At 41.1% G+C, this 22,565-nt stretch carries 16 protein-coding genes and 1 rRNA gene; 1 reads left to right on the top strand and 16 read right to left on the bottom strand.

Translation table 11 applies throughout. The features are described from left to right. From C400_RS0114805 to rfbC, 12 genes are all read right to left on the bottom strand, one after another. Positions 1–326: ribosomal RNA gene (locus tag C400_RS0114805) — 16S ribosomal RNA — on the bottom strand; the annotation flags it as partial. Positions 327–701: 375 nt separating this feature from the next. Beyond that, the gene (gene ligA, locus C400_RS0114800) at positions 702–2,717 is read right to left on the bottom strand and encodes an NAD-dependent DNA ligase LigA (protein WP_017427451.1); all 2,016 of its coding nucleotides are present in this window, start codon (positions 2,715–2,717) and stop codon (positions 702–704) included. 94 nt (positions 2,718–2,811) lie between these two features. Further along, complete coding sequence (gene pcrA / locus C400_RS0114795) at positions 2,812–5,136, bottom strand: DNA helicase PcrA (RefSeq protein ID WP_017427450.1); 2,325 nt, start codon at positions 5,134–5,136, stop codon at positions 2,812–2,814. Between the two features lie 35 nt (positions 5,137–5,171). Then, on the bottom strand, positions 5,172–5,882 hold the full coding sequence (locus tag C400_RS0114790) for a heptaprenylglyceryl phosphate synthase (RefSeq protein ID WP_038978185.1): 711 nt from the start codon (positions 5,880–5,882) through the stop codon (positions 5,172–5,174). A gap of 126 nt (positions 5,883–6,008) precedes the next feature. Further along, a complete protein-coding gene (locus C400_RS0114785) occupies positions 6,009–6,881 on the bottom strand; it encodes a phosphatidylinositol-specific phospholipase C/glycerophosphodiester phosphodiesterase family protein (protein WP_017427448.1) in 873 nt (290 codons plus the stop codon). A 135-nt stretch (positions 6,882–7,016) separates the two neighbouring features. Then, on the bottom strand, positions 7,017–8,417 hold the full coding sequence (locus tag C400_RS0114780) for an undecaprenyl-phosphate glucose phosphotransferase (protein WP_016822991.1): 1,401 nt from the start codon (positions 8,415–8,417) through the stop codon (positions 7,017–7,019). Beyond that, positions 8,414–9,322, bottom strand: a complete 909-nt coding sequence (locus C400_RS0114775) for a glycosyltransferase family 2 protein (protein WP_017427447.1) — start codon at positions 9,320–9,322, stop codon at positions 8,414–8,416. Before C400_RS0114775 ends, C400_RS0114780 begins: the two co-directional genes overlap by 4 nt. A 370-nt stretch (positions 9,323–9,692) precedes the next feature. Then, complete coding sequence (locus C400_RS28725) at positions 9,693–9,770, bottom strand: putative holin-like toxin (RefSeq protein ID WP_354005523.1); 78 nt, start codon at positions 9,768–9,770, stop codon at positions 9,693–9,695. A 198-nt stretch (positions 9,771–9,968) separates the two neighbouring features. Beyond that, positions 9,969–10,913 carry a glycosyltransferase family 2 protein gene (locus C400_RS0114770; protein WP_128574140.1) on the bottom strand — a complete coding sequence of 315 codons (945 nt, stop codon included), beginning with the start codon at positions 10,911–10,913 and terminating at the stop codon, positions 9,969–9,971. 159 nt (positions 10,914–11,072) lie between these two features. Beyond that, positions 11,073–11,945: a dTDP-4-dehydrorhamnose reductase gene (gene rfbD / locus C400_RS0114765; protein ID WP_017427445.1), complete on the bottom strand. Its 873-nt coding sequence runs from the start codon at positions 11,943–11,945 to the stop codon at positions 11,073–11,075. 1 nt (position 11,946) lies between these two features. Further along, positions 11,947–12,966 carry a dTDP-glucose 4,6-dehydratase gene (gene rfbB / locus C400_RS0114760; protein ID WP_017427444.1) on the bottom strand — a complete coding sequence of 340 codons (1,020 nt, stop codon included), beginning with the start codon at positions 12,964–12,966 and terminating at the stop codon, positions 11,947–11,949. Between the two features lie 80 nt (positions 12,967–13,046). Beyond that, positions 13,047–13,592, bottom strand: a complete 546-nt coding sequence (gene rfbC, locus C400_RS0114755) for a dTDP-4-dehydrorhamnose 3,5-epimerase (RefSeq protein WP_017427443.1) — start codon at positions 13,590–13,592, stop codon at positions 13,047–13,049. A 167-nt stretch (positions 13,593–13,759) separates the two neighbouring features. On the opposite strand from rfbC, the gene C400_RS0114750 reads away from it, so the two are divergent. Beyond that, positions 13,760–15,550, top strand: a complete 1,791-nt coding sequence (locus C400_RS0114750) for a hypothetical protein (protein ID WP_232795376.1) — start codon at positions 13,760–13,762, stop codon at positions 15,548–15,550. 69 nt (positions 15,551–15,619) lie between these two features. Here C400_RS0114750 and C400_RS0114745 read toward each other — a convergent pair whose 3' ends face one another. From C400_RS0114745 to C400_RS0114730, 4 genes are all read right to left on the bottom strand, one after another. Further along, positions 15,620–16,717: an acyltransferase family protein gene (locus C400_RS0114745; RefSeq protein ID WP_017427441.1), complete on the bottom strand. Its 1,098-nt coding sequence runs from the start codon at positions 16,715–16,717 to the stop codon at positions 15,620–15,622. Between the two features lie 62 nt (positions 16,718–16,779). Further along, complete coding sequence (locus C400_RS0114740) at positions 16,780–17,508, bottom strand: sugar phosphate nucleotidyltransferase (protein ID WP_017427440.1); 729 nt, start codon at positions 17,506–17,508, stop codon at positions 16,780–16,782. A gap of 27 nt (positions 17,509–17,535) precedes the next feature. Beyond that, positions 17,536–18,654: a hypothetical protein gene (locus C400_RS0114735; RefSeq protein WP_017427439.1), complete on the bottom strand. Its 1,119-nt coding sequence runs from the start codon at positions 18,652–18,654 to the stop codon at positions 17,536–17,538. A 69-nt stretch (positions 18,655–18,723) separates the two neighbouring features. Then, positions 18,724–22,560, bottom strand: a complete 3,837-nt coding sequence (locus tag C400_RS0114730; protein WP_231124975.1) for a glycosyltransferase — start codon at positions 22,558–22,560, stop codon at positions 18,724–18,726. Positions 22,561–22,565: the final 5 nt, after the last annotated feature.

Here is a 22,565-nt window from a genome sequence, read left to right as displayed (position 1 = left end):
CAGTGTGGCCGATCACCTCTCAGGTCGGCTACGCATCGTCGCTTGGTAGGCCTTTACCCCACCAACTAGCTAATGCGCCGCAGGCCCATCCACAAGTGACAGATTGCTCCGCCTTTCCTCCTTCTCCCATGCAGGAAAAGGATGTATCGGGTATTAGCTACCGTTTCCGGTAGTTATCCCTGTCTTGTGGGCAGGTTGCCTACGTGTTACTCACCCGTCCGCCGCTAGATTATTTAGAAGCAAGCTTCTAAATAATCCCGCTCGACTTGCATGTATTAGGCACGCCGCCAGCGTTCGTCCTGAGCCAGGATCAAACTCTCCATTAAAGACCAACCGAAGTTGGTTTATAGAAAGAGCGATTAGCTCATTTTTAAAGCTAGCGATTCTTCTTTATAAAAGAAGTAATCTTTATTTCATCATCCATTTGTTCAGTTTTCAAAGAACTTGTCTGTCTTCGTTTGTGTAACGAGTCAGGAATTAGATCATACCATGTTAGTTGCTTACTTGTCAAATCTTTTTTTGATTATCTTTTCAACAACCTCGCTTCAAGAAATGCTATTCTCAAAGCAACGTCTAATAATATATCATGCCTAAAGTTATTTAGCAAGCACTTTTTTATACTCTTGTTCTTTACTATATAACAGATAATAAGGCAGCCACTCCGCTCTGGAACGGAATGACTGCCCTCATTATAAAAACTATTATTCTTGTTCTAACAGTCTGATGAATTCATCCTCATCTTCTATGGTGTCGATTCCGAGCTGTTGTGCCTTAGCCAGCTTGCTCCCAGCCTTTTCACCAGCTATGACTAGATCCGTCTTTTTCGATACAGATCCGGCAACTTTGGCTCCCAGCGCCTCCAGCCTTGACGCAGCTTCATCACGCGTAAGCTGATGCAAGGTACCTGTAAGCACAACCGTTTTGCCACTGAAAAAGCTGTCTGTCTTTTTCACCTGTGGAGCTTCGGGAGCCTGAGCTTTTACCCCTAGAGACAGCATCTTCTCAATCCCTGCTTGAGTAAACGGATCGGCAAAGAATGCAACAATGCTTTCAGCTACAATCCCACCTACATCCGGCAGTTCTATCAGTTCATCCACCGTAGCGGACATCGTCTTGTGCAAATCACGATAGTGTTCAGCCAACATGCGTGTCGTCGCTTTACCGGTATTCGGTATGCCCAGAGCATAAAGGAAAGAGGCCAAATCTCTCTCCTTACTCTTTTCAAGTGCCGCCAAGAGGTTATTGGCCTTTTTCTCACCAAACCGCTCCAACTTCACAAGATCATCATATTGCAGAGTATACAGATCCGCAGGTTCACGAACTCCCAGTTCATCATGCAGTTGGATAGCTGTTTTGTCACTGAACGTCTCAATGTCCATGGCATCACGTGATGCAAAATGGGAAATGCGGGCCACAATTTGTGGTTTACAACCTAGCTTATTGTCACAAAATAAATGGGCGCCTCGCTGCTGCAACGGAAATCCACAAGCTGGACAATGCTCTGGAACAACAATTTCCTCCCCATCGTTCTCAGATGTTACTTTTCCCAAAATCTCAGGAATAACATCGTTTGAGCGACGAATAAACACACGCGCCCCCAAGGCAAACTTCAGGTTCTTACGCTCGATATCACCAGCATTGTTCAGCGTACAATTTTGTACAGTGACTCCCGCCAGCTCTACCGGTTCTACCCTAGCCAGTGGAGTGATCTTCCCGGTTCTTCCTACATTCCACTCGACCGAGTTAAGCACCGTAGTCGTTTCCTCTGCTTCGAACTTATATGCCACCGCCCAGCGTGGGAATTTATCGGTATATCCGAGAATCTCACGTGTGCGCATATCTGTAATTTTCAATACTGCCCCATCAATAAGATAATCCAAACCGGCACGGGATTCTTCAATCTCAATTAACTGCTCCATTACATCATCAAAATTATCAAAGTAAGTTAGGTATGGGTTTACCTTGAAATGATTTTCACGCAGGAAGGTCATCATCTCCTGGTGGCTGTTAAACTGAATACGGTCCGCATAGCCTACATTATAGAAAAATGCATTCAGTCGGCGTTCTGCTGTCACTTTGGGATTCAAGTTGCGCAAAGCACCAGCTGCGGCGTTGCGTGCATTTTTAAGTGGGTCCGCGGCAGTCTCATTATATTTGGACAGTACAGAAAGATTCATGATTCCTTCTCCCTGCACCTCAATTGTTCCATTTCGAAAAGGAATTGTAAGTGGCACGGATTTAATCGTCTTGACCTGTGCCAGTATCCCCTCACCTACCACACCATTACCACGGGTAGAAGCCTGCACCAGTTGTCCATCCGTGTACGTCAGGTTCAGCGTCAGTCCATCAAATTTTAGTTCTATCGCATAGCCTGGAGATGGCAAGGGTTGCTCCGGGTTCTTGGTATTGTAATCATTGACCAGCTTCACGACACGCGCGTTCCATGCACGCAGCTGCTCCATATTCTGAGCTTTATCAAGGCTCCATAATGGAGCGAGGTGGCGATGCGGTGTGAAGCCCTTGAGTATCTCCCCGCCCACACGCTGTGTTGGCGAATCTGGCAGAACAAGACCGCTTGTTTGTTCAAGCGCTACCAGTTCGTCATAAAGCACATCATATTCTTTGTCGCTGATCTGGGGGTCATCCAATGTATAGTAGTGATAGTTATATGTGTTCAGTTCAGCAACAAGCTGCTCCATCCTGTGCATTGGGTTCATGCAGGCGTATCCCTCCGGGAACTTCATTAGGGCAGAGACCTAAGCCAAGCTGCCCTATGAGGTTCGAGATTTAATGAAATTTGAGATTTGAGATTTACTCTACTTTTGTAATCGGCGCAAATCCAGCCAACAGTCGCTTAACCCCTACCGGAGCAGGGAAAGCAATCTGAAGTTCCATATCATTGCCCGTCCCTTTTACAGCTACAATGGTTCCAATTCCCCATTTGCCATGCTGTACCTTGTCTCCGGCAGCAAAAATGGATGGACCTCCTGTCGAAGCAGTCGAAGTTGGTTTTGCGGGCGAGGAAGTGGTCACTGTTACGCGGGGCGACGCGGAGGCAGACGAGCCACTACGGCTCATCGTATCAAACGAGCGCTCTCCACCAAAGTTGCTGCCACTGCTTTTGCCCAGTCCGCGACCACCATAAGATCCGCCTACATTGCCTGAACGACGGTAACGATCACGCTTGATGACCGTATCCTCTTTTAACTCATCCGGAATCTCTTCGAGAAAGCGGGAAGGCGGGTTAGCTGTGGTACGTCCAAACAGAGTGCGCATCTGAGCGCATGTGAGGAACAACTGCTCCTCAGCACGGGTAATCCCGACATACGCCAATCTACGCTCTTCCTCCAGCTCTTCATTATCCAAAAAGGCCCTGCTGTGAGGGAATACCCCTTCCTCCATACCAACGATAAATACGATAGGAAACTCCAGTCCTTTGGCGCTATGCATGGTCATTAATACAACCGCATCACTCTGCTCCTCTTCATCGTCATTCATGGAATCAATATCGGCAATGAGAGCAAGATCGGTCAGGAAGGAGACAAGCGACTTGTCTTCCGTCCCTTTTTCAAATTCCATAGTTACCGACAGAAACTCATCAATATTCTCCAAACGCGAGCGTGACTCGAGAGTATTCTCATTTTGTAGTTCCAATCGATATTGGGTGGTTTCCAGCATTTTTTCGGTCAACTCAGTAACTGACAGATAATCCACCATCCGACTTAAACCCTCGATCATATCGTAAAACTCTACAAGCGCATTGCGCGTGCGTCCAGCAAAGCCTAAGTCATCTACCACTTGAAGTACACGGAAAATTGAAACGCCACGTTCCGCTGCAGCTGCCTGCAATTTGCCGACCGTTGTGTCGCCGATGCTTCGTTTCGGTACATTAATGATTCGGATCAAGCTGATATCGTCGTCAGGATTGGACAGTAGGCGAAGATACGCCAGCAAATCCTTAATCTCTTTACGATCATAGAACTTGATTCCGCCCACGATTTGGTAAGGAATATCCGATTTGATCAAAATTTCCTCGACCACCCGGGACTGAGCATTCGTACGGTACAAAATGGCATGATGGCTATAGGTTTTGCCCGCCTTAATATTCTTATGAATTTCTGAGGCGATAAAATAGCCTTCGTCATGTTCGGAGTCAGCACGATAAACCTTAATCTTGGCGCCGCCTTCTTTGTCGGTCCATAGTTTTTTTGGCTTGCGGCCTGTGTTTTGGCCAATGACTTCGTTAGCTGCATTAAGAATATTTGAAGTTGAGCGATAGTTCTGCTCCAGCAAAATCGTGCGTGCTTCCGGGTAATCCTCTTCAAAGTTCAAAATGTTGCTAATATCCGCACCCCGCCACCGATAGATGGATTGGTCGCTATCACCTACAACACATAGCCGATGATGCTTGTCAGCCAGCATTTTGCACAGCATATACTGCGCACGGTTAGTATCCTGATATTCATCAACATGAATGTATTGAAATTTCTTCTGGTAGAAATCAAGTACCTCGGGCACTTCTTTAAAGAGCTGAATCGTTGCCATAATCAAATCATCAAAATCAAGAGAGTTGTTGTTTCTGAGCCGTTGTTGGTACTTGGTATATACCTTCGCCACAATTCCTTCAAAATAATCGCCAATCTTGCGCTCATACATTTCGGGTGTGACCAGTTCATTTTTAGCCGTACTCATCATAGACTGAACCGCTTTGGGTTCAAACTTTTTGGTATCTATATTCAGGTCCTTCATACAGCTCCGAATGACAGACAATTGATCCGTAGAATCCAAGATGCTGAAATTGGAGGTAAATCCGATTCGCTCGATATCGCGGCGTAAAATACGCACACACATGGAGTGAAAGGTGGATACCCACACATCTTTCCCCTGCGGGCCAATCAGCTTGGATACGCGATCCTGCATTTCACGCGCAGCCTTGTTCGTAAAGGTAATCGCCAAAATCCCCCATGGGGCCGTTTTGCGGGTTGCGATGAGGTAAGCTATTCGGTGCGTAAGCACCCGTGTCTTACCACTGCCCGCGCCAGCCATAATCAGCAACGGACCATCTACCGCCTCCACGGCCTGACGCTGAGGCTGATTAAGGCGAGCTACCGCCTCGTGTATATCTATTGATTGCATGCGTACATGCTCCTTCCCCTAAACTTTCATAAAATTCACGCTCTATCCTTCACAACTACTGTCTCCAGTGCTTTCGCCAAGTCACGATAAATAATGTTTCCTACTACAATGGTGTCACAAACAGCTGCTGCTTGTAACGCGGTAGATTTATCCACGATCCCTCCTCCGTATAAGACACGAGATCGCTCCGTACCGCGATGTATTTGTTGTACCAGTTCCATATCTCCAAAGACACCGCTATATTCCACATATACAATCGGTAGATGCATAAGCTTGTCAGCAATCTGTGCATATGAAGCGGCAGCAGAAGCACTCAGCGAAGTTTCCGCACCAGTAAGCTTAGCGACGGTGGAATCACCGTTCAAAACAATATATCCTTCCGTCACAAGCAAATCCCAAGGGATCATATAACCAAATTGCTCAATCGCACGTTGGTGCTGCCCCATAATCCAATTACTGTCAGCGGTATTCAGCACCATGGGAATCATATATAGATCAAACCCCGGCACCACAGCTTCCAGATCGGATACCTCAAGCACACACGGCACCTCATAACGCCGAACCCGCGACAGCAAATCCACCGTATTTTCATAGGTTACGCCTGATGAACCTCCCACCATAATGGCGTCCGTACCAGACATACACACGGCATCAAGCGCCTCATCTTTCAGTTCCTTGTCGGGATCAAGCTTAAATACATGCCTCCATGATTGAATTGAATCTGCCAACACACATTCCTCCAGCATCCATTGCTTTTGTCATCATCCAGACGAGCCGAATTCCAATATCCAAAAGCGTTCTATGCTAAGTCTATGACAGTGCTTAAAAGGTGTCAATGTTCGTATCAAATGGGAACACCGAGTTCAGACAGCTCATGGTCTCAGCGCATACAACCAACTGCGTCTACGAAGTTCTTTTTCCGTTAAAACGTCAGTATAAAAACCTCTTACACCCATCTGTTCGTACTCAGTGGCGTCCTGCAACTCGTTAATCGTATTTACGTAGCACACTGCCCCTGCCTGACGCAAACTTTCCACTAGGGCACCACTCACGCGATTTTCTGGTAAAGTTACTGCTGTAATATCATGCTGTTGGACAAATTGAATGATCTGGTCATCCGTGTCTTCTGTAGCATATAGCGTATAAATGATGGATGTATAAGGATAGATACTCCGCAACGTTTGCAACATTTCTTCATTATAAATTTGAGGGACAATACGAGACAGAAGTTCGGGATTCTTCTCCTGGGCCTGATGGGTCAGTTGTGCAAATAACTGTTTGATTTGGGCAGGGTCCTGCTCTTTCGTATCGGTCACAATATAGGCATCTGGGTAGTTTTCCAATAAATCCAATACATCCTTCCAATCTAGTGGAGTATAAGAACCGTGTATGGGGGTGTTTTTAAATTGATGATAGCTCCAAGGCTTTCCGCCCTGCTCTGTAGCAACTGCGTATTCCTGTTGCATTTGTTTGGTAAAGGATTCTGTCCATTCATGGCGGGCCACCAAATGTCCATCCGAAGTAAACATCAGGTCGACCTCGAATACACGGCTGCCTTTTTTATAATTTTCCACAAACGCTTCACGCGCATTGGTATAGGCCAAACCATCAACGGCTCCCATGGCATGGGAAATCACACGGTGTGTGGTAAAGCCAGTATGTTCTTCTGTAGATTGTCCTTTGTAAGCCAGTAAAAATGTACCGATTATCATTAAAAGAATAACTGCAGCAATCACTCGTTTCATAGGGTGTCACATCCTTTTCGTACAGGTCAATACCCTACATACACCTACTCAAAACAGCCCTATATCAGCTGAACTAAAAAATCAGCTATATAGACACAAAAACACCCTCCGACTAAGCCGAAGGGTGACTCTGGATTAATATGCGTTTTTGAAACCATTGCGAATCGTGCGAAAAATAATTTTAATATCGAATAAGAGCGACCAGTTCTCAATATAGAAGATGTCATGCTTAATCCGTTCCTCAATAGATGTATCTCCGCGCAAGCCGTTACTCTGTGCCCAGCCTGTAATTCCAGGACGAACATGATGCTTCACCATGTATTTTGGAATTTCCTCACGGAACTGATCCACATAATAGGGCCGTTCCGGACGTGGGCCAACGACGCTCATATCACCCAACAGTACGTTGAAAAACTGTGGCAGCTCGTCGAGGCTTGTTTTACGAATAAACGTACCAAAACGTGTGCGTCTTGGGTCATTAGCAGTCGTCCAGCCCGTATCTTCAGTTCCAGGCGGCAGTACCTTCATGGAGCGAAATTTGTACATCCGGAAGGTGCGACGGTTCAAGCCTACTCGCTCCTGCTTAAAAATAATGGGGCCTCTCGACGTGACCTTCACACCAATCGCCACAGCCAGCATAATCGGAGAGGTCAGAATAATCGCAAATAAAGAAAATAAAATATCGAACAGACGCTTAAACAATCGATTCCCTGCTACATCCAGTGGAATATCCCGTACATTAATCATCGGCATACCTGCAAAGTTGTCAAAGTAAGGTCGTGCCGGCAAATAATCAAAGAAATCGGGAATAATAAGCGTGCGCACTCCAGCCTTTTCACACATGTTGATAATCTTGGGATACTTATCATGAGCATCCAGCGGCAGCGCCAGAATGACCTCATCAATCATCAGGCGCGACAGCGTTGCCTCCAACTGATCTAATCCTCCAAGAATCGGGCGAAAATGTGCCTCTTCCTCTTCACTCCAATGCCGTTTATCATCTAGAAATCCCACTACTTCATAGCCTAAATCAGGATACTGTCCAAGATTATGATAAAATCGTTGGCCCAAAGAACCCGCTCCAAGTATGAGCATGAATTGCTTATTGTATCCTTTTTGACGGAGGACTTTAAGAACTTGCTTCAAAAAATATCGATAAAACAAAATAATCAGTACATTACCAATCATATAGATCGCCAGATAAGACCGCGAAATGTCGATTTGCTTCACGAAGAACATCACACTCAACAGCACAAACAGGCCAACAATATGAATCTGTGTGACACGAAACACGTCATCTGCAAACCGTTTTTTTCGTTTTGGTGAATAGAGTGAGAATAACATCCCCAGCACTACGGCAATTAGACCGTATATTAAGCTCCACCCTCCATATACTTGAATAGGAAGTGGCTCTTTATAAGTGATCCATTCACTTTCAAATTTAAAAAACCAAGCGATCAGAAAGGATAACTGAATGACCGCGAAATCCGCCACAATATATAATTGGGTTAAAAAACGCTGATTTCTGCGTATCATGCTTTCACCTCAGTATGAGATTGTTCTCCGCCGTCCGGCTTAACCGGTGCAGACAACTTATTTTTTAGAAAAGCCATTCCAAACTTCACCGTAATTCCCGCATATACAGCCATGTTGGTGATCCAGCTGTATTGCTGCTTATAATGCTTACGATGAAATACCCACATCGCTCTATGAAACTCATAAATAATTTTCAAAGGGCGACGGCGAGCACTGCCTCCTTTGATATGAATAATATATGTGCGTGGGTAGTAGTAAATGCCCCAACCAGCTTGTTTAATCCGGTAACACCAGTCTATGTCCTCACCATACATAAAAAAGGTTTCGTCCAATCCGCCGACCTGGTCAATCGTCTCCCGACGCACCAGCATAAAAGCCCCAACCAGTACATCCACAGGATACTCATCATCTGGGCTTAGATGCCCAAGCTGATATTGGTTGTACTTTGGGTTATCCGGGTAACGCTTCGACCAGCCGAAAGCATAGTAAAAAGACGCCGACGGCGTTGGAAACCCTCGCTTACAAGCCTTATCTAGCGAGCCATCCGGCAGGATGACCTTACAACCCGATGCCCCCATCTCCGGATGTGTATCCATAAATTGAATCATTGTATCCAGCGTATCCGGCTGCACCAACGTATCGGAGTTCAACAGCAATACATAACGCCCGCTAGCTACTTCCATGCCCTGGTTGTTCGCCTTGGCAAACCCTGTATTATCCTGATTGGCTATCAACATAATTTCCGGGTATGCAGCACGAATAGCCTCAACAGACCCGTCACTGGAGTGATTATCGATAACAATCACTTCATATCGGTACTGCGTCTTTGACGCATACACCGACTGCAAACAATCCAGCGTCAATTGACATGTATTATAGTTGACGACCAGTATGCTTACATCCATATTTAAAACGCTCCTGACAAATTCAGTAATCTATTCTACTATCGCCTATTATAGCATACCGTGCAGACCACGGGGCGCAAAAAAGCACATAACTTGTAACCTTGCATAGTTAGTAGAATTTCGCAAAATTCGATTCCAGTCGCTCCAAAGTGCAAATATAGACAAACGAAACCATTTGGATCTATATATTGTTCATCGGAAGTCGATTATTAGATTTTTGTAAAATCCTCGGTTGAGGTCTAAATTTCATCGTGGTAAGATATACATGGAAAAAGGGCTGGTGCCAGCCAGCCCCGCGCAACCAACGCTCCAAGAGCGGACGGTTTTGGAACAATTAGGCCGAAAATAGACCCTTCCTTGCGGGGGCGGTCTATTTTCGTTTGTTAAACTCTAACAGTGTGACGATTAACGCCCCGAACGTCAGCATTAAACTGAGCGCCTCAAACACTGTCACAGGCTTCACCCCCCTCCTCGGGAGAGTTAGCCGACCGCCCTTGTCAGCTCTATCGGTTGCACGTTTCAATTATACTATATATTTCCAAAAAGGAACACGCATTCGATGGGTTTTTATCTAGCATTCATTTGCACCTTTGATTATTTGACGCTCTTATATGGAAAAAAGTTTCAATATTTTTCTTCCCAGCCCCTATAATTTCCCCAGTATAAAAATTAACTTATAAATCCAGTTGTCCAACCGTGACTGCCTGTAAAATGGAGACTGCCCAATATATTTCATACGAGAAAGCACACCCTTTTGGTAGCTATCCAGGAATTGATCCACATCTCTGTACAATTGAGAAGGCATGTCTTGTCCATATAGTTGAACAAATTGCCGGGCCTGCTTACTTAAAATATATCGATTTTTTCCTTTCACAAATCTACTTAGTCTCTTCCTCCACTTGCTAACCAAACCATCTGTTGAACCTCCCAACACATTGTTTTGATGTTGGCGATACCAAATGGACGGCTCGGGATCAAAAACAACCTCACCAAAAGAAGCGGTACATAAGTAAATCCACCAGTCATGCATAATAACATTGTTTAAGGTAGCCGGAATTTTCTTCCTCACGAGTTGGAGTGTTTGTTTATTGAACACCATGGTACAGCCTACACACACATTCTCGATGAGAGCATTATATAAGGATAAAGGTTTGGGAATATCAGCTGGCCATACCTTGAGTGGCTCCAAGTTTTGAGAGACCATTTGGGTAGCAGAACAATACATCAGCGGCTGGCTCTCATCCTTTTCCCTGAGCTGAGCTACAGCCCGAGCAAGCTTGTTCGGCATCCATACATCATCCTGATCGCAAAAGGCGTAATAGTCGAATGTCTCGGACGATCTTTGAATCAGATCAAAAAAACTCGCAATAACACCTACATTACTCTCTGGGCATAACCTAATCTGTTTGGGATAACGTTGCTCCAATGTAATCAACTTGGCTATCGTATCATCTGTTGAGCCATCATCACGGATTAGAATCTGTACTTCTACGTCTTTTTGATTGATGAGACTTTCTACCTGCTCATCTAAGTAAGCTGCTCCATTATATGTAGACAATAAAACTTGTACGTTAGGTCTGTTCAGAATAATGCCCTCCTTCTTTGAAAATATGGGCTACGGGGACATGTACATTCCACCTACCTATACATTATAATGCTCATCACCCTTAATCAACATAGTCTTAAATATAATAAAATCTCCCAATCCTGAAATGATGGGAGATTTTTGATAGCTATGATACAGTTTTAATTATTCAGATTTATCAAAATACTCCTGCAAAAAGTCACGCAATCCCTTGCGCCAATCCTGTAAATCGTGGAATCCGTTGGTCCGGATTGCAATATGCTCCATCACGGAATTACGTGGACGCGCTGCGGGTCTGGGAAACTGCTCTGTGCTGCATGGCTCTAATTTTGCAGTGATTTTCACAGCATATAGCTCTGCGGCATCCTGCAAAATAGCTTGTGTGAACTCGTACCAGGTGCAAGAACCGCTATTGGATGCATGATATACGCCATACTTCTCCGTTTGAATCAATTCCGCCAAAAAATGTGCCAAATCCACCGTATAGGTAGGTGAACCCTTCTGATCATTTACCACCTGAAGCTGCGGCTTCTCTTGTCCAAGCTTCAACATGGTTTTAACGAAATTGTTCCCGTACAGCCCATACACCCATGACGTACGAACAATAAAGTACCTAGAGCAAAGTGTCTCGGTTAGCACCTCTCCCGCCCGTTTGGACTTCCCATAGATACTCTGTGGATTCGTATTATCATATTCGTGATAGGGCTGCTCAGCGGTTCCATCAAATACATAATCTGTACTAATATACACCAGTTTAGCTCCTACTTTTTCCGCAGCCAATACCATATTACGTGTTCCTGCCGCATTTACTTGATAAGCTGTATCAAGATCAGTCTCCGCCGCATCCACCGCTGTATACGCTGCACAGTGGATTACCGCTTCTGGCTGATATTGCCCTACTATTTTCATCACCTGGTCCAAATCCGTAATATCCAGCTGGTCCCGATCGTAGCCAACAACATCATGTCCTTGCTCTTGGAAGACCTTTACCACATCCTTGCCGAGTTGACCAGATGCTCCAGTAACCAATATTCTCATTTTACACATCCCCTAAGCGGGAACCATACTGCTTGGTATAATATTGCTGATATTCGCCAGATTGAATGCGAGTCCACCACTCCTCGTTGTCCAAGTACCAGCGAATCGTTTCTTTAATGCCGGTCTCAAAAGAGTGCTTGGGCTTCCAGCCCAGCTCGTTCATGGTTTTGGTCGGATCAATACCGTAACGGCGGTCATGACCCGGACGATCCTGCACATACGAGATTAGAGATTCTGGCTTGCCTAGCTCCTCCAATACCGTTTTGACGATATGCACATTCGTCCGCTCGTTATTCCCCCCGATATTGTATACTTCACCCAGCTTGCCCTGATGAATGACCAGGTCAATAGCGCTGCAGTGATCCTCTACATACAACCAATCGCGAATGTTCAAGCCATCCCCGTACACAGGTAACTGTTGATCGCTCAATGCACGTGAGATCATTAACGGAATCAGTTTTTCTGGGAATTGATATGGACCGTAATTATTAGAACAACGTGTGATATTCACTGGCAAACCGAAGGTTTCATGATATGCACGAACTAACAGATCACCGCCTGCCTTGGAAGCAGAATAGGGACTATTAGGCTGCAACGGAGTTTCCTCTGTGAACAATCCGGTTTCACCCAGTGAACCGTATACTTCATCTGTCGATACCTGCACAAATTTGGTCACATTATATTTCTTGGCGGCATCCAGTAACACCTGTGTACCCAATACGTTTGTTTTCACAAACACTTCTGGCTCCAAAATACTCCGATCCACATGCGACTCTGCCGCAAAATTCACCACCACATCAATTCCCTGCTGCATCAGCTGATCCATCACTTGTGCATCAGTAATATCTGCTTTCACAAAGGAATGTTTGGGATGATCTTCAATGGATTTCAAATTTTCTAAGTTGCCTGCATAGGTGAGTGCGTCCACATTCACGATTTCATAATCTGGATGCTGCTTTAACATATACAATACAAAGTTACTGCCAATGAATCCGGCACCGCCGGTGACAAGAAGTTTCATAAATACCTCCTCAAACGTGCTTAAATACCTTTAACATGTTATTTTGAAACAGAACGACAAAATAGCCGCCTATTATCACTCTAATCAAAGTTAATGTCTGCATCCCTTAATGTCGGATGCTTCTGATCCTTCTCTGAAAGAATAGCATGAGAAGTTGGCCAATCAATCCCCAGCGCAGGGTCATTCCACAGAATTCCCCGATCATTTTCGGGTGAGTAATACTCGTCTACCTTATACAGCACTTGAGTATTTGGAACAAGCGTACAGAACCCATGAGCGAACCCTTTAGGCACCAGTAACTGACGTCTATTATGCTCGCTTAAGATTACCCCGACCCATTGACCGAATGTTAGAGAACTTTTGCGAATATCCACAATAACATCATAGATGGCTCCAGAGAGCACTCGAATGAGTTTGGTCTGGGCTTTGGGGTTAAGCTGGTAATGCAGCCCTCGGATCACGCCAGCTTCTGCCGATAAGGACTGATTATCCTGAATAAAAACATGATTGATTCCATGCTGCTTCATAATTTGTTCATTATAGCTTTCCATAAAAAAACCACGGTGATCACCATGGATCACGGGTTCAATGATTTTTACACCTGCAAGTACTTCCTTTATTATCATTCACGAAACCTCCAACATCTTCTGTATATACTTTCATTTATGATTACTATAAAATTAATAAGCACACTATTTTGGGAGGGAATATGCTTTTGAATTTATCGAGAGTTAATAAAAATTTTGTTTGGTCCTATTTGATTTTGATGTGGCTACTTATCCCGCTTCTCATATTGTTTAAAATTGATTCTTACTATATTTCCATATTATTCAGTCTAAATATTGCTCAGTCGTTTGTCATAGGTGCTATATACATTTTACACATCAGTGGTATCTTAACATATGCAAAGAAAGAAATAATGGTGCAATACCTAGCTTTTGGCGGCTATCTCGTTGGGATTATATTCATTTACGCTTTCCTCCAAAGGGAACATTTCATTTATTATTGGGACTTTTCAGCCTATTGGAATACTTCCATACAATTTAATAACCTCTTAAGTACAGATTTTATAGCAGCATCTAAACAAATCTATGCAAGTATTTTAAGAGACGATTATTCCGTGTTCCCAACAGTCTTTCTCGCTTTACCCTTAAAGTTCTTAGGTACAAGCTACATGAGCTATGTGTTAGCAATCTATACCTGCTTCTTGTATCCTTCTTGTTTGATACTATTCTTATTATGTATCAAGATTGCTGATCAAATCCAGCTAAACACAAAATTGAACGTTCTTATCATCTTTGCACTTACATTTACTTTCCCAATTATGATAGCTCCTATGTTGGGTGGATACCTGGATTCTATAGGACTTATTTTTATCGGCTTGTCCTTAGTTATCTTATTTAATAATGATTTTGAACGCTTAAATGTAAAAGCGATTTTACTTTTAGCTGCTTGCCTGGTATTACTAACATTCACAAGACGATGGTATGGATTCTGGATCGTATCTTTTTTTGGGTCGATCGGTATCGCCTTTATATTCAAATGGATTCTAGAAAAAGATTTTCGCTTTAAGCAGCTCTTACAGGTTATCTTAAATTTTTTCATTATAGGGGCTTCAAGCGCATTGTTTCTTGTCATATTCTTCAATGAATTTATTCAAAGAGCTCTGACCAATAACTTTAAGAACGCCTACTCAGCTTATTATTTTGGTGACGTCTTAAGTAACTTGCAGAATTTATTTTATCATTACGGAGCCTTCATTTTCATCATAGCTCTTGTTGGTTGCATAGGCTTGTTATTCATTAGTAAAACAAGGTATATATCAATCTTTTTAGTTACGAACTTATTCATTACGTACTTTCTTTTTACAAGAATCCAAAGCTTAGCTTCTCAGCATTATTATCTGCTTACAGTGAATGTGTTAATTCTATTTATTAGTGGCGTTATTCTCATTCTAAACTATTTGTCCAAGATAAAATATGCAAAAAGTGTTGGCTTAGTTATTCTGGCTTATTTAGTGCTTTGTAATTTCTTAGTAACCTTTACGAATACAAATGCACGGCCTGTTACCTACTTCTCTTCTTTATTCAGTGACTTTAAACAAACACCTAGAGTAAGAACAGATATACCTGTTTTGAAGCAAATGACGGCTGATCTTAAGGAAATTTCATCAGAGCACCATAAAGTATATGTCCTATCGAGCTCTGGAATTCTTAATGATGACATACTTAGACAGATCGAAATGCCTGACAATAGCAATGCTCTTCCGTTTATGAATCTGACTCACCATGTGGATTTAAGAGATGGCTTTCCAGTGTCGTTTTTTGAGTCTGATTATGTTGTGATCGCATTACCTACACAATACCATTTAGGTGAAAGTGGTCAAAAGGTTGTAGGTATACTCGCAGAAGAGGTCATGAACGGATCTCTTAAAAATAATTTTAAACCTTTAAAAAGCTATACTCTTGATAATAACGTAGAAGCCATCGTCTTGAAAAAGACATCATCCATCACAAAAGAAAAAGTTGAGCTTATACGTTCACAATTCAGAAAAATATACCCTGATAATCCCGATCTTTTCTAATTCAATCCAGATGTCCGACGCATAAAAAAAGCCCTCGAATAAAAATCGGGGGCTTTTTTTAGTTAATCATTAAACATTTTTATTGGGAATTGTAGTTATTTTAGAATTACCAAAACTAAATTTTTTGCCAATCAGGAATGGTAAGAATCTATTAAATATTTCAATGAAAAGTACACAACTTAAGAAGACAAGCAAGGTAGAGATAACAACAAATGAAATTCCATCTAAATACATATTTGTTTTAACAGAAAACATCTCGTAAAAATTCACATTCTCCCAGAAGCTAAGTATTAACCCATGAAGACCAAATATAACCAGAGAATTTTTACCAAAATAGGACAACAAGTTAGATGACTCAATTTTTTTAGATAAGTAAATATAGAATACTAGACTGCTCAGTACTGATAGGTAAAATAATATATAATTATGCCCATAGTAATTTCCTGACATGCCTGGCTTGTCATTTATTAAAAATAACACAAGACCCAGGAAGCCACCAGCATAAGCAATGTATGGTTTATTAATTTTGATTTTTTCAATAAAAAATTGTTCATTCATTTTAAATAAATAACCACAAATGATCAAGGAAGCTGCATTAATGGACGTGCCAAATGACCAGGGAAGTGCATGTGTATCAAGCTTACTTAAAAATGCCCCTAGAATGGTGAGCAATATCCAAAATACATACATATAACTTTTCTTTGAGGAAATCTTCAAAACTAAGTACGAAATAATTTGGGCCAAGAAAAGACAAGGTAGGAACCAAAGAGACATATTAAGAATACCCAAGTGATTCCCATCTGCATATAAAAAAGTTTCAATAACAACCATTGGATCAAGTGTTCCGACAATCCCCATCCAATGCATCCAACCAAAATACAATAAGGAACATATATAAAGAGTCGTATATGGTAAAAGGATTGTTTTGATTTTAGACCACAAAAAACTACTAAATTTATACTTCTGAAAATTAGAGGTAAACCCAGAAGCAAAAAAGAAAAGAGGCATATGGAAGGAATAAAAATACCCTATTATAAAGCTTTTATCCATCAACTCATTCCCTTTAAAACCATGAGGCACCAAATGTGAGAAGACTAAAAAAATAATTGTCAGTCCCTTTAAAACATCTACCCACTTTATTCTAGCTGGAGCATGCACAATTTGCATTTATAAAGTCTCACTTTCTTTATGTCATTGTTATCTGCGGATTCTTTAGTCCTGCGATCATCCTAAGAAAATAGTTCATAATCCATTTCACTCACTAATTTGTTAGCAAGCATCAATGAAGCATGTGTTCCCGCATCAGTCCACCAATTTTCTAAAATATCAAATGTAAGTTGGTTTTGTTGAATATAAGCGTTATTCACATCTGTGATTTCATATTCTCCTCTTGCTGAAGGGGTCAAAGTCTTGATAATATCAAACACTGAATGGTTAAACATATAAATGCCCGTAACTGCATAATCACTCTTAGGGTTCTTAGGCTTTTCTTCAATATTTACAATGTTATCGCCTTGTAATTCTGGTACTCCATAGCGATTAGCATCAGGAACTTTATGAAGTAGCAATTTCGCTCCCAATTCTTGAAGCTTGAATTTTTCAACGAATGAGGTTATATCATCTTTAAAAACGTTATCCCCCAAAATTACAACCATCTTGTCATTACCAACAAAGTGCTCAGCTAAAAGCAAAGCCTGTGCAATCCCACCGGCTTCATCTTGTACTTTGTAAGTCAGTGTAACTCCAAGGTCGACTCCACTTCCTAAGAGATTAACTACATCTCCCATATGTTCCTTTCCAGTAACGATCAAAATATCGTTTATATTCGCCTTTTTTAGCTTGTCAATAGAGTAATAAATCATTGGATATTTACCAATCGGCAGCAAATGTTTGTTTGTAACTTTAGTAAGCGGGTATAATCTAGAGCCAGTCCCTCCAGCTAATATAATCCCTTTCATATCTAACTTCCTCCTATTAAAGCTCTTTTATAGTAGCTCCATAATGGTTTTTGCACGAGCTTCCCAATTGTTGTGGACTATGAAGTTTTCCAGTTGCTCCTGATTATTAAAAGGCCGTTGCAGGGTGTCTACACTCGCCAGATACTCCCTTATTTCTTCTAAACTACGATATAGATAGACCCCTTTCTGATCTAATAATTTAGTTTCTTCACTCTGCACAGCTAAAGTCACTTTATTCAGACTAAGATACTCATAAACTTTGACTGGATTAATCGTATCAATTCTATCTGAATTCCTTGAAAAGGGATATAAACAAACATCAAAAACATCAATAATCGCACCAATTTCTGATTTGGGAACTGGGTTATAGTATCTAACCCCACTATGCTGCTCAAAATTATAGTTCAGGTTATTTCTCCCAACCAAACATACAACAAACTTCTCATCAAATTCTGTAATTGCCTTAACCGCTTCCACGTCAAACCAGTGGTCAATCGCTCCTACATAGCCAAAAATATGGTAGCCCTCATGCTTTAATCGTCTCAAGTCACTGGCAACCAAGCTATTTACATTTATGTTTAGTATAGCTGTATCCACAGCATTTTTCACTAAATAAGATTGTTTATTCAATGATAGAGAATGCTTATGCAAATCATTGCTCGTAGATATAACAAGATCCGCCTTGGCAAGTAATTCAAGTTCCCACTTTTTGAGTAACTTCTTCATCAATGCATTGTTAGTTAGAAATACATAGTCGTCCATACGATCAAATATAATCTTCTTCTTATTTTGTTTAATAAGAGGATAAAAAACCGGGCTCCCCAACCAAATGATATCTGAACTGGAAACCAAATCCTTTAATTGTTTCTTTTCAAACCATTGATTCATATGAAATATGTCTAAGCCTTCAAAGCTTCTAGGTAATCTCAGACTGCCTGACGGCCTGAATATTTGAAGACTATCATTAATAGTTTGTTTTCTTTGTTTATAATCTGAGTTCTGCCTTGCAATACTATTAAGTATGCTAATGGATGGTTCTACAAAGGTAATGTGAACCCCCGGGAGCTTAGCAAACTCTTCAGCCAAATGTTGCGGACGTTGTTTTAAATCATCCCAATAGATTGGAGAGAAATATAAAATTTTCAATTTAACCGCTCCATACTAATAAAGGCGCCCCTTATTTTTATAAAAGAGGCGCCTTTAAAGTTTTATTAATTATCTATACGCTCCTGCCAGCTGTCTTCGCGTATTCATATCATTTTCCTTCATTTGTATCAGCTCTTCATATGCTTCGATTGTGTACTGTTTATACAAGATATCAATTTCAACATCCTGATTTTTAGCCGGCATCTTCTGCAAATGGTCTAATTCAGCTTTAACAATTTCAAGGTGATTCTTATCTGCCTCAATATCCGATTCCATTGGCGCATACAGATCCTTTTGCAATTGGTAATTGGTTAAAATGCTATTTCGCATTGTCTTTCTAACATGCTCAACCGTATATCGGGAGGTGTCCACATCATGAATGACTTTCATCTTCGGATTAAGACCAACCTTATAACCGATTTCTCTCATAGCAAAAGATACAACAATTTCTTCTCCTCCAGCGTAATTGTTTCCTTTACGCCCATAAGCGCTTCTAAAGCCCCCAATTCGCATTAGTGCAGCATGTCTAACCGCAAAGTTGGCTCCATAAGGAAACTCCCACTGAAAATTAGAATCAATAATTTCTTCGCCTTCCACAATAAGCTGACTCCAGTAGGCTTCAGTACCTGGTTTAACCACCTCAGGCCGTTCCTCGTGTAAATTGAGTATAATATTCCCACCCATAACTCCGATATCCGGACGATCTGAGAAGCCTCTGACGGTCTCTTCAAGCAAGTTGGAGTTCGCGATAGCATCATCATCAATATAGAGTATGACTTCACCCTCTGCTCCAAATAAACCAACATTACGTGCAAAGGAAAGGCCTTTTAACGGTGCCTCCATATATCGCATGAAGGAATCATCAATATTATAGGTTGCTCTGAACTCACGAACCAGATGATGAATCTCATCATTCTGATAATCATTATTGACAACAATGATTTCATAGCTCGCTTTATCCAACGACTGTTCTATCACTGATTTAATTGCATTGGAAAGTTTCTCACTCCGCTGGTAAGTGCAAATAATAACAGATAGTTCCTTTTTATAGACGGGTTCACTTTCAATTACCGCCTCAATGCGATATAAGTGATCGTTTTTAACCTTGGTATTTATAAGAGAGAACAGAACTTCGGTCTCCTGTGCAAAAAAGTCATAGTTGCTATCCGTCTCACCATTCATTTTATCCTTTATTTTCAGATCCCAAGGATAGTCAGCTATAAATTTATCTGTGGTATGCTCTGATTTATCTATAAGCAGTGCATACATAGACGATGAAGCATTAGAATCCATAAATTCAAAATTATGGACTTCGCCTGTTTTAATATATAAATAGCAAATAGGCGTTGCCAAATTAAGGCCAATAATCGTATTTAGTTCATCTCTTCCAACCACGGTATGGCCCTTAGCCAGAACATATTTCTTAAAATCACTAACTTCAGCTGCGTCTCCCTCAATGATCCAAACTAATGGGGTCAGATAAAAATCCCTTCTAAAATCATCAAGTACCATGAGTTTATATCTGTTAGATGTGATGCCGAGTTCTTGATCTGAAGCGGTCAATGATTTATCATGCCAGCGATAATCATATATAGGCTCATCGAACGTCACATGTTTGAGCTCAAATAAGGAGTTCACTCTCATCCAATAATCATAATCTTCAAGGGTATGCTTATAACTAGAGTAGTCACCTAATAAGTGAGTCACCTTGGCCCTATACATAAAGGCCGCACCAATCGTATTGTTAGGATATACATTTAGCTCCAATGCGGATTTAGGCAGCATAACATTGCCACTGAACTGTGGTTCTTCATACCAGCCATGGTTGGAAATTACTTGGCCGTCCGAGTCAATTAACCTCATGTTCGCATATACCATACCAATATTTTCATCACGTTTAAGATCAGCGACCATCTTCTCCAAGAAATGTTCAGGAAGAATGTTATCTGCACTGGTCCAAGTATGGTACTCACCCTTAGCTAGTTTAAAACCTCTGGATAATGTTCTTGGTATTTTACGATTTTCCTGATGGACTACCCTAATACGATGATCTGCTTTGGCATACGCATCAATAATTTCTGCCGTTTTATCTTTTGAACCATCGTTAATAATAATGAGTTCAAAATACTTATAAGATTGCTGCAGAATACTATCAATAGCTTTCGATACATAATCCTCACCGTTATATACAGGAAGAACGATCGATATAAGATCTTTCTCAAATGCAGTCTCGAACTTATCAAGTTCCAGGGAAAACGAATTGTCTTTGGCTACTTTATAATTATAAAATTTATACTCGTACCAAGTTAATAACTGATTGTAGTTTCCTTCATCTTTGCGCAGATCAACAGGATGATCCCCTGCGTTAGTCCGTTTAAGCTTATGCGACACTTTAGATTTAATCTTTTTTAGTAAGATCGTGGTGCCATAGTTTTTCCATACTCTATATCCCTTAAGAACATATATCATTTTGGACTTGTGTAAAATATGTTTAAGTTTATTCGCCATTTTCCACCTTTTAGAGTTATAAATATTATGAAGCTCCGTGGACAGTCTTCCATTATATTCTTGCAACTCACTGAACTGGGTGTTCAGTTCATTATATTGACCAAATAGTTGTCTATATTGATGGTTTAAAATATCCAAGTTGTTTTTTTCATCATTATAATCCTGTGTGAGTTGAGCGTACTGTTGTTCTAATTCATCTTTCTTTTCAGACAGAGATCTAATATCTGCTGACATGCTGTTTATTACATTTTCCTGATGATCACGCGTTTGAATCAATGTGTTAATCTGATCCGTATGCTCAGCTATGCGTTGTTTTTGCTGTTCTATTTCTTGGCTTTGATTTTGATTATGAGTTTGTAATTCATTAAATTCATTTTTTAGACGTGTATGCCCTGCTCTATAAGCCTGGTCTACGTCATCTTGTAAAAATCTATTAATTACATCCATACACTTATCTATCGTCTCTCTTCCTTTGACCGGAAACATCTCTAAAGTAAATTTCCTTCTTTGTTGTATTAGTTGTTCATCTAAGATTGCATTAAGTAAAGTTTGCTTAATATTGTCGTTATCGCTCACAAAAGGAACAATGTTTTGCTGAACTATTTGTTCTTCCAAAGGTAGAATCCCCTCGAACGATTCTGTTTGGGGATGCTGGAATATTACAATTGGAGTATCCGTAAACAGCGCATCAAATATAGCCCCAGAGCCGTCAGACAATATTACATCCGCTTCTTCTATTAAATGAACAAGAGAAGCCTTGTGATCAAGCACTTCAGGAACATGAGACTTAACTAGACTAACCCGATCATGCTCCAAAAAAGAAGTGCCATGGTGCAATTTTACCTTCATATTAAAGGTATCTGAAATTTCTTCAATATGGTTCATTACAAGCTCAATAGACGACTCATTTCCATACGTAGGCAAATAAAGCAAATTATATTTATCCGTTTCGCGCTTCATTCTTTGAAATTTAGCATATTTAATCATGCCTACGATCTCAGTCTGAGTGTAGGCTGCCAGAACCGAGGAATCATATAGCCCATTACAAAAAATGAAATCGAAATTCCGACTCCATGTATCTAAATTCCAGTTTGGTTTAGCCATTCCATACTGATATCTGAACTTATAATCGGACTTAACTTCCAAATAATAGGGGAGGTAGGGATAGAAGGCTATTTTATATGCTTTGTCAGGTACAGCGCTTGTTAGAGTCACTTTTATACCGTTGTTCTGCAAATAATGATAGGTATCTAAGGACATGTCTCCCCAATCATCTTCTTCAATGTGAGGGACATAAATATCACAAACGATCTGCTTTTTTTCACATTCCTCAATTAAAGGCTTAATCGTTTCATATAAAACAAGATTGTGAATGACAAAAGCTATAGATCTGTTCATATTCA

The sequence above is a fragment of the Paenibacillus sp. ICGEB2008 genome, from assembly GCF_000307675.1.
In the GTDB taxonomy this organism is placed as follows: domain Bacteria; phylum Bacillota; class Bacilli; order Paenibacillales; family Paenibacillaceae; genus Paenibacillus; species Paenibacillus polymyxa.
Note: the sequence above shows the minus strand (reverse complement) of the source record. Positions and strands in the feature narration are given on the sequence as shown.

Excerpts from the sequence above, each read along its gene's own strand:
- ligA (WP_017427451.1), bottom strand. The coding sequence starts at position 2,717 with ATGAACCCAATGCACAGGATGGAGCAGCTTGTTGCTGAACTGAACACA.
- pcrA (WP_017427450.1), bottom strand. The coding sequence starts at position 5,136 with ATGCAATCAATAGATATACACGAGGCGGTAGCTCGCCTTAATCAGCCT.
- C400_RS0114790 (WP_038978185.1), bottom strand. The coding sequence starts at position 5,882 with ATGCTGGAGGAATGTGTGTTGGCAGATTCAATTCAATCATGGAGGCAT.
- C400_RS0114785 (WP_017427448.1), bottom strand. The coding sequence starts at position 6,881 with ATGAAACGAGTGATTGCTGCAGTTATTCTTTTAATGATAATCGGTACA.
- C400_RS0114780 (WP_016822991.1), bottom strand. The coding sequence starts at position 8,417 with ATGATACGCAGAAATCAGCGTTTTTTAACCCAATTATATATTGTGGCG.
- C400_RS0114775 (WP_017427447.1), bottom strand. The coding sequence starts at position 9,322 with ATGGATGTAAGCATACTGGTCGTCAACTATAATACATGTCAATTGACG.
- rfbD (WP_017427445.1), bottom strand. The coding sequence starts at position 11,945 with ATGAGAATATTGGTTACTGGAGCATCTGGTCAACTCGGCAAGGATGTG.
- rfbB (WP_017427444.1), bottom strand. The coding sequence starts at position 12,966 with ATGAAACTTCTTGTCACCGGCGGTGCCGGATTCATTGGCAGTAACTTT.
- rfbC (WP_017427443.1), bottom strand. The coding sequence starts at position 13,592 with ATGATAATAAAGGAAGTACTTGCAGGTGTAAAAATCATTGAACCCGTG.
- C400_RS0114745 (WP_017427441.1), bottom strand. The coding sequence starts at position 16,717 with ATGCAAATTGTGCATGCTCCAGCTAGAATAAAGTGGGTAGATGTTTTA.
- C400_RS0114740 (WP_017427440.1), bottom strand. The coding sequence starts at position 17,508 with ATGAAAGGGATTATATTAGCTGGAGGGACTGGCTCTAGATTATACCCG.
- C400_RS0114730 (WP_231124975.1), bottom strand. The coding sequence starts at position 22,560 with ATGAACAGATCTATAGCTTTTGTCATTCACAATCTTGTTTTATATGAA.